This window comes from Syntrophomonas sp. UBA5494, from assembly GCF_002426325.1.
Genome location: NZ_DIPG01000108.1, coordinates 4,944 through 11,689 on the forward strand (window position 1 = coordinate 4,944; position 6,746 = coordinate 11,689).

The window sequence follows — 6,746 nt, forward strand, 5'->3', positions numbered from 1 at the left end:
CTAAAGCCGGCAAATGGGAAAAATATTTTGAAAAACATCTAAGAGGGGGCTAAAAGATGGAGGCTGCTGTTTTGGAAAGGCTGCTTGATCTTGCCCTGCAAAAAGGCGGCGACTACGCTGATATTTATGTAGAGTACAAGAAAAACAGCGGCATCTGGCTGGAAGAAGACCGTGTGGAAAAAATCCACAGCGGGGTGGAGAGCGGTCTAGGCATCAGGGTGATCAAAGCCCGGCAGACCGCTTATGTTTACACCAGCGACCTGAGCCCGGGAGCCTTGGAAAATGCCGCCCGAACGGCCAGCCAGGCTATTAATCGCTCCGCTGTCAGCAGGGTAATACCCTTAGCTGTTACCGCGGTTAAGAGTTCCCCTCCCTTGGATTCTCTGGCGCCTCATCAAGTCCCCTGGAGCCACAAAATGGAGCAGGTTCTTGCGGCTAATCAGGCGGCGCGCGCGGTGGGACCAGCTATACGCCAGGTATCGGTAGCTTTAGCCGACCTGGAAAAACAGGTGGTATTTGCCAACAGCCTGGGGGAAAGGGTGGAGGACAGTTTCAACCGCATCCGTGGAATGATCAACGTAATAGCCGGCCGCAACGGCCTCCTGCAAACCGGGTACGAATCTGTGGGCGGGGTGTCTGGCTGGGAACTGCTGGATGAGCAGCACTGGGAAGAACGGGCTCGCAAGGCGGCGCAACTGGCGATAAATATGCTGTCGGCGCAGCCGGCGCCAGCAGGGCGTATGCCGGTGATTCTGTCTGCTCAGGCCGGAGGAACCATGGTGCATGAAGCCTGCGGGCACGGGCTGGAAGCGGACCTGGTGCACAAGGGGCTATCGGTCTATAAAGGTAAAATAGGGCAGACGGTGGCTTCGCCACTGGTTACGGTAATAGATGATGCCACTCTGCCGCAGCGCTACGGGAGCTATGTTTTTGATGATGAAGGCACCGCTGCGCAAGCCACCGTATTGATAGAAAATGGCCGCCTGGTAAATTACTTATACGACCGGATGACCGCTGCTCATGATAAAACCGGGAGCACCGGCAACGGCCGCCGGGAATCATATCAACATAAACCTATTCCCCGGATGAGCAATACTTTCATTGCTCCGGGGAAAGACCATCCCCAGGAGATCATCTCTTCCACCGACCGGGGCTTGCTGGTTCTGAAAATGGGAGGCGGCCAGGTCAATACTATCAACGGTGATTTTATTTTCGAGGTATCTGAAGCCTATATGGTGGAAGCGGGCCAGGTAACCTATCCGGTGCGGGGGGCCACTCTTACCGGCAATGGACCCAAGGCTCTGCAGGATGTGGACCGGGTGGGGTGCGATCTGGGCTTTGCTATCGGGGTATGCGGAAAAGACGGCCAGGGGGTTCCGGTAAGTGATGCCCAGCCCACCATCAGAATCAAGGAGCTGACTGTGGGAGGCACCCTGGTAAAACCCGGATCTGGAGCAAGGAGGTGACGGGTTGTGAAGGACATGTTGAAGAGTGCTGCATATCAAGCCCTTAATTATGCGCTCAAGTCCGGAGCGGAAGTAGAGGTGTATGCCGGCAGCCATCGGAAACTGCAGATTGAAGTTGCCCAGGGGCGGGTGGAAACCCTCAAAGAGGCCGCTGAAGCCGGGCTGGGGATTCGTATTGTCAACTCGGGCCGGCTTGGCTTTGCCTACACTTCCGATCTCAAGCCTTCAGCCCTCCGGGAGACCGTCGATACTGCTCTGCAGACCTCCGGCTATATGTCCGCCGATCCCCACTTGAACCTGACCCCGGCGGGCCTGATATACCCGCGATTAGATACCTATGATGCCGAGATTAACAGACACCCTATCGAGGAAAAGACCGCGCTGGCACAGCAGGCGGAAAAGATGGCCCGGGCCGCAGACCGGCGTATCTCAATGGTGGAGCGCTCCGGGTATGAAGAAAATGAATTTGGTGTGGCGATCGTAAATAGCCGGGGCGTGGATGTATACGAGCGGGGCAATTACTGCAGCCTTTATCTGTATACCCTGGCTGAACAGGACGGTGATGCCCAGGGCGGGTTTGCCAGCATGAGCCGGCGCAGCTACATAGACCTCGATCCGGAACGAGTCGCCGGCGAGGCTGCTTGCCGCGCTTTGCGCAGTCTTAAAGCCCGGGGTATGGAGTCAAAAAAACTGCCCTGTGTATTTGAACCTTATGTAGCCGTGAAACTCCTGGGCCTGTTGGCCCGCATGGCGGATGCTGAAGCGGTTTTTAAAGGCAAATCCCTTCTGGCCGACAAGGTTGACCGTTCAATAGCGGCAGAGTGTTTTTCCGTGCTCGACGATGCCACTCTGGACGGCGGTCTGGCCACCTTTCCCTTTGATGACGAAGGGGTTCCCGCCCAAAGGCATATTCTGATCGACCGGGGCAGACTAAAAGGCTTCCTCTATGACAACCAGGCTGCCCATAGAGCCGGACTGCCCTCTACCGGTCACGCCCGGCGCATGTCATTTCGCAGCCTGCCGTCCATCAGCCCCAGTAATCTCATTATTCAGGCGGGAAATATGGAAGATAAGCAAATGGTGGGGGATCTGCCCGAAGGGCTTTATGTTACTGATTTAATGGGACTGCATACTGCCAACCCGGTTTCCGGAGATTTTTCGCTGGGCGCCGCCGGCATCCTGATTCAAAAAGGCCAGCTCACGCATCCGGTGCGGGGATTGGTGATAGCCGGCAACATGATTGAAATGCTGCAGAATATAGATGCGGTAGGTACTGAGGTGCGGTTCTTCGGCAGCCGCGGCGCACCCGGCCTGCGGGTGGCTTCATTGAGTGTGGCCGGAAGTTGAGGAGGTTGACATGCAAGCAAAAATTCTGGTGATTAATGGACCTAATCTGAATACCCTGGGTACTCGCGAGCCGGATATTTACGGGAATACCACCCTGGCAGAAATTGAAGCTGGGATCAGGTCTGTGCTGGGTGAAGAGCAGATTGAAGCCGAGTTCTACCAGTCCAACCATGAAGGTGATCTGATAGATAAACTGCAGTCAGCAGGCGCGCAGAGTGATCTGGTGATTGTTAATGCAGGAGCTTTGACGCATTATGGAATAGCGCTGTATGACGCCCTCAAGGCGGCCGGGCTTCCTGTAATCGAGGTCCACATGAGCAACATTTATGCCAGAGAACCGTTTCGCAGCCAGTCGCTTTTGTCTCCGCTGGCTGTAGGGGGCATTTTTGGCTTCGGGCCTTCCAGCTATTATTTGGCTGCGAGGGCCGCCATCGATTATCTGGGCCGGACAAAAGACCGTTGAATCAAAAGATGATCTACTCATATGGTGAAAGAGGATTCTCATGGATAAAATTCATATCAATGAATTGCGAAAAGAACTGATAAAGAATGAACTAGACGGGTTATTAATTACAGCTCCAGCCAATATACGCTATATTTCCGGTTTCACTGCCGGGGCCGATGCCCGGCTCTTGCTTACCCTGGAAGATCAGTTTATTTTTACCGACAGCCGTTATCGGGATCAGGTCTGGTTGGAATGTCCGTCGTGGGTCTATCAGGAGGAAAAACCTCCGGGGCTGGAAAAGTTGAGCGATAAAGCCGCAGACCTGCATAGGATCGGCTTTGAAGAAGCCTATGTCAACTACGCCTTTTATCAAAAACTATCGCAAATAAAACCAGTAATTTGGGAACCGGTGAGGGGACTCATCGAATCCTTGCGCAGGATAAAAACATCTGCGGAATTGGCCAAACTCAGGGAAGCGGCCCGCATCGGGGATGAAGTGTTCATTGATATCCTGTCTGTCATAAGAGCCGGTATGGATGAAAAAAGTCTGGCGGATACGATTGTACATCTGTTACGACAAAAAGGTTGTGAAAGGGAAGCCTTTGATGCTATTGTGGTATCGGGGGAAAATGCCGCTTTGCCACATGGAAGGCCGGGTAAGAAGCTCATTAGTCCCGGCGATATGGTGACCATGGATTTTGGAGGCATTTTTGAAGGTTATGCGGGGGATATGACCAGGACTGTCGGTATTAAACCAGCTACCCAGCGCTTCAAGGATATTTATCAAAAGGTGCGGGAAGCTCAGCAGATCGGACTGGATACCATCAGAGCCGGAGTCGGCGGTCGTGAGGTGGATCAAAAGGTTCGCCAGTGCCTGCAAAAATATGGTTTGGATCAGTATTTTACCCACAGTACCGGCCATGGGGTTGGCCTGGACATTCATGAAGCCCCGGCTCTGTCCTTCAGCAGTGAAGATACCCTGCAGGAAAATATGGTGGTGACCGTTGAGCCCGGCATCTACATCCCCGGTTGGGGCGGGATACGCATCGAGGATACGGTTGTCGTAACCCTGAATGGCGTTGAAATACTTACTCATAGCAGTAAAGAATTATTAAATATTTGACGGAGGGATAGAATGATATCAGTTAATGACTTCAAAACCGGGGTCACCATCGAAATGGACGGACAGGCCTATGTGGTAGTGGATTTCCAGCACGTAAAGCCCGGTAAAGGGGCTGCTTTTGTAAGAGCCAAACTTAAAAATGTCAAGACCGGCGGGGTGGTGGAAAAAACCTTCCGTGCCGGTGAAAAGATGCCCAAAGCCCATCTGGATCGCCGTGACATGCAATACCTCTATAATGACGGCGAAGGCTATGTTTTTATGGATAATGAGAATTATGAGCAGATCACTATCAGCGCTGATGCCATAGGTGACGGCATTAAATGGCTGTTGGAAAATATGAATATTCAAGTCTTGTTTTTCCAGGGCAACATCATTGGTATTGAGATGCCCAATTTTGTTGAGTTGGAAGTCGTTGAAACCGAGCCCGGCATCAAGGGTGATACCGCTACTGGCGCTACTAAGAGCGCCACATTAGAGACTGGCGCCAGGGTTCAGGTACCGCTGTTTATCAACACCGGCGACAGGCTGCGCATTGACACCCGCACCGGTTTATACATGGAAAGAGCCTAGCGACCCGGATCATTTTTTGGCGGGTTTATTTCCTCTCTTTTTAAGCAATAATATATTTGTAGCCAGGCACACGGATATTAAAAAGGGAGGATGGTTATGACCAGGGACTTAACAGAACAGGTCAGCTACCTGCAAGGACTTACGGAAGGCCTGAACATCAATGACGGCGGCCCGCAGGGCAAGATTATCACCGGCATTCTCGATGTGCTCAATGAAATAACTGCCAATATCAAGGAGCTGCGCGAGGATGTTTTCGAACTCGGCGAGTATCTGGACAGCATGGATGAAGACCTCTGTGAATTGCAGGAAACGGTCATAGAATACGAAGACGATTGTGACCATATTGAAATAGAGTGCTCCAATTGCCAGGAAAAGCTGTATTTTGATGCAGACGTATTGGATGAGGAAGATACCATTGAGATTATATGCCCCCGTTGTAATGAGGTAGTCTTTGTAAATGACGGTTCTTTTGATTATGAGCCATGTTGTTTTGAAGATGAAGGTTTGGCTTTCGAGCAAGGCGGGGTAAATCCTTCGCCATCTTAAGAAAAAGTATTAATTGGCCCAATACAAACCGCCCTGTGAATACCCGCAGGGCGGTTTTGTATTGGGCTTTTTTTCTCAATTCGCGAAATAATCACTCCCTTAAGCGCTAATTAGCTGGCATATTTTACAGGGCTTGCCAATATCTATTTACAGCAAGGTGGTGAAAATATGCCGGTCACGAGCTCCCCAACTCAGATTAAAAGAGAGGTATTATCCTATCTCCCCGTACAGATTCAGAAGCTCCTGCACAACCTCAAGGATGAAGATTATCAACACCTGGAGGAGATCCGTCTCAGGTGCGGACAGCCCCTGATAGTGCGCATCGGCGAGCGCGAACTGGCCTTAGCTGGCGAAGGCCGCCTCACCACAATATTGCAGCAGGGATACCGGGTGGAACGCGATGACATCTGCCGGGTCATCGCTTCCATAAGTGACAATTCGCTGTATGCCTTTGAGGAGGATATTCGTCGCGGTTTTATAACCATCCCCGGAGGCCATCGGGTGGGACTGGCTGGTCAGGTGATACTGAAAGAGCACAACATTGAACTCATCAAGAACTTCGGCAGCCTCTGCTTCAGGGTGGCCCGAGAGGTGAAAGGCTGCGCTGATCCGGTAATGCCGGCTCTGTTCAGCTCGCCCCAAGCCGAACTGCAGAACATTTTGATTGTTTCTCCGCCTCGCTGCGGCAAGACCACTCTGTTGCGCGACATCACCCGCAGGATTTCTGAAGGGTCTAAACGACCCGGGTTAAATGTGGTTGTGGTGGATGAGCGCTCTGAGATTGCCGGCTGTTATCAGGGGGTGCCGCAATTGGATGTGGGGCCGCGCACCGATATTCTGGACGGCTGTCCCAAAGATATCGGCATGATGATGGCCATCCGAGCCCTGTCCCCACAGGTGGTTGTCACCGATGAGATCGGGAGACAGGGCGATGCTGAAGCGGTCATGGAGTGCATACATGCCGGGGTGACCATAATCAGCACGGCTCATGCCGGAAACCTGGAGGAACTGCGCCAGCGGCCTATTCTGAGGAAGCTCATGGCCGACGGGGCGTTTAAACTTATCATCATTCTTTCACGGCGCCATGGCCCCGGCAATATAGAACAAGTGATAAGGTGGGATGCTTCATGATGATAAAAGCCATGGGCATTATTATGATCATTACCGCTTGCGGGGTGTGGGGGTTATCCGGGGCCAAGCGCCTGGAGAAGCGCCAGGAACAACTGGGAGAGTTAAAAGCGGCTATAGC

General features: G+C 52.4%; 7 protein-coding genes. All 7 read left to right on the forward strand.

What is annotated here, in order from left to right:
- Positions 1 to 56 precede the first annotated feature (56 nt).
- The 7 genes from B3W37_RS12055 to spoIIIAA all read left to right on the forward strand — a co-directional run bounded on the left by B3W37_RS12055 (position 57) and on the right by spoIIIAA (position 6,628).
- Positions 57 to 1,466: a TldD/PmbA family protein gene (locus tag B3W37_RS12055; RefSeq protein WP_483175946.1), complete on the forward strand. Its 1,410-nt coding sequence runs from the start codon at positions 57 to 59 to the stop codon at positions 1,464 to 1,466.
- A 15-nt stretch (positions 1,467 to 1,481) separates the two neighbouring features.
- Complete coding sequence (locus tag B3W37_RS12060) at positions 1,482 to 2,813, forward strand: TldD/PmbA family protein (protein ID WP_483175949.1); 1,332 nt, start codon at positions 1,482 to 1,484, stop codon at positions 2,811 to 2,813.
- A 10-nt stretch (positions 2,814 to 2,823) separates the two neighbouring features.
- The gene (aroQ, locus tag B3W37_RS12065) at positions 2,824 to 3,276 is read left to right on the forward strand and encodes a type II 3-dehydroquinate dehydratase (RefSeq protein ID WP_483170104.1); all 453 of its coding nucleotides are present in this window, start codon (positions 2,824 to 2,826) and stop codon (positions 3,274 to 3,276) included.
- A gap of 40 nt (positions 3,277 to 3,316) precedes the next feature.
- Entirely contained in the window at positions 3,317 to 4,381 is a 1,065-nt protein-coding gene (locus B3W37_RS12070) for a M24 family metallopeptidase (protein ID WP_483175947.1), read from the forward strand.
- 12 nt (positions 4,382 to 4,393) lie between these two features.
- On the forward strand, positions 4,394 to 4,951 hold the full coding sequence (efp, locus tag B3W37_RS12075) for an elongation factor P (RefSeq protein WP_483170106.1): 558 nt from the start codon (positions 4,394 to 4,396) through the stop codon (positions 4,949 to 4,951).
- A gap of 96 nt (positions 4,952 to 5,047) precedes the next feature.
- Positions 5,048 to 5,497: a CD1247 N-terminal domain-containing protein gene (locus B3W37_RS12080; protein ID WP_481040604.1), complete on the forward strand. Its 450-nt coding sequence runs from the start codon at positions 5,048 to 5,050 to the stop codon at positions 5,495 to 5,497.
- A 168-nt stretch (positions 5,498 to 5,665) separates the two neighbouring features.
- On the forward strand, positions 5,666 to 6,628 hold the full coding sequence (spoIIIAA, locus tag B3W37_RS12085; protein WP_483170107.1) for a stage III sporulation protein AA: 963 nt from the start codon (positions 5,666 to 5,668) through the stop codon (positions 6,626 to 6,628).
- Positions 6,629 to 6,746: the final 118 nt, after the last annotated feature.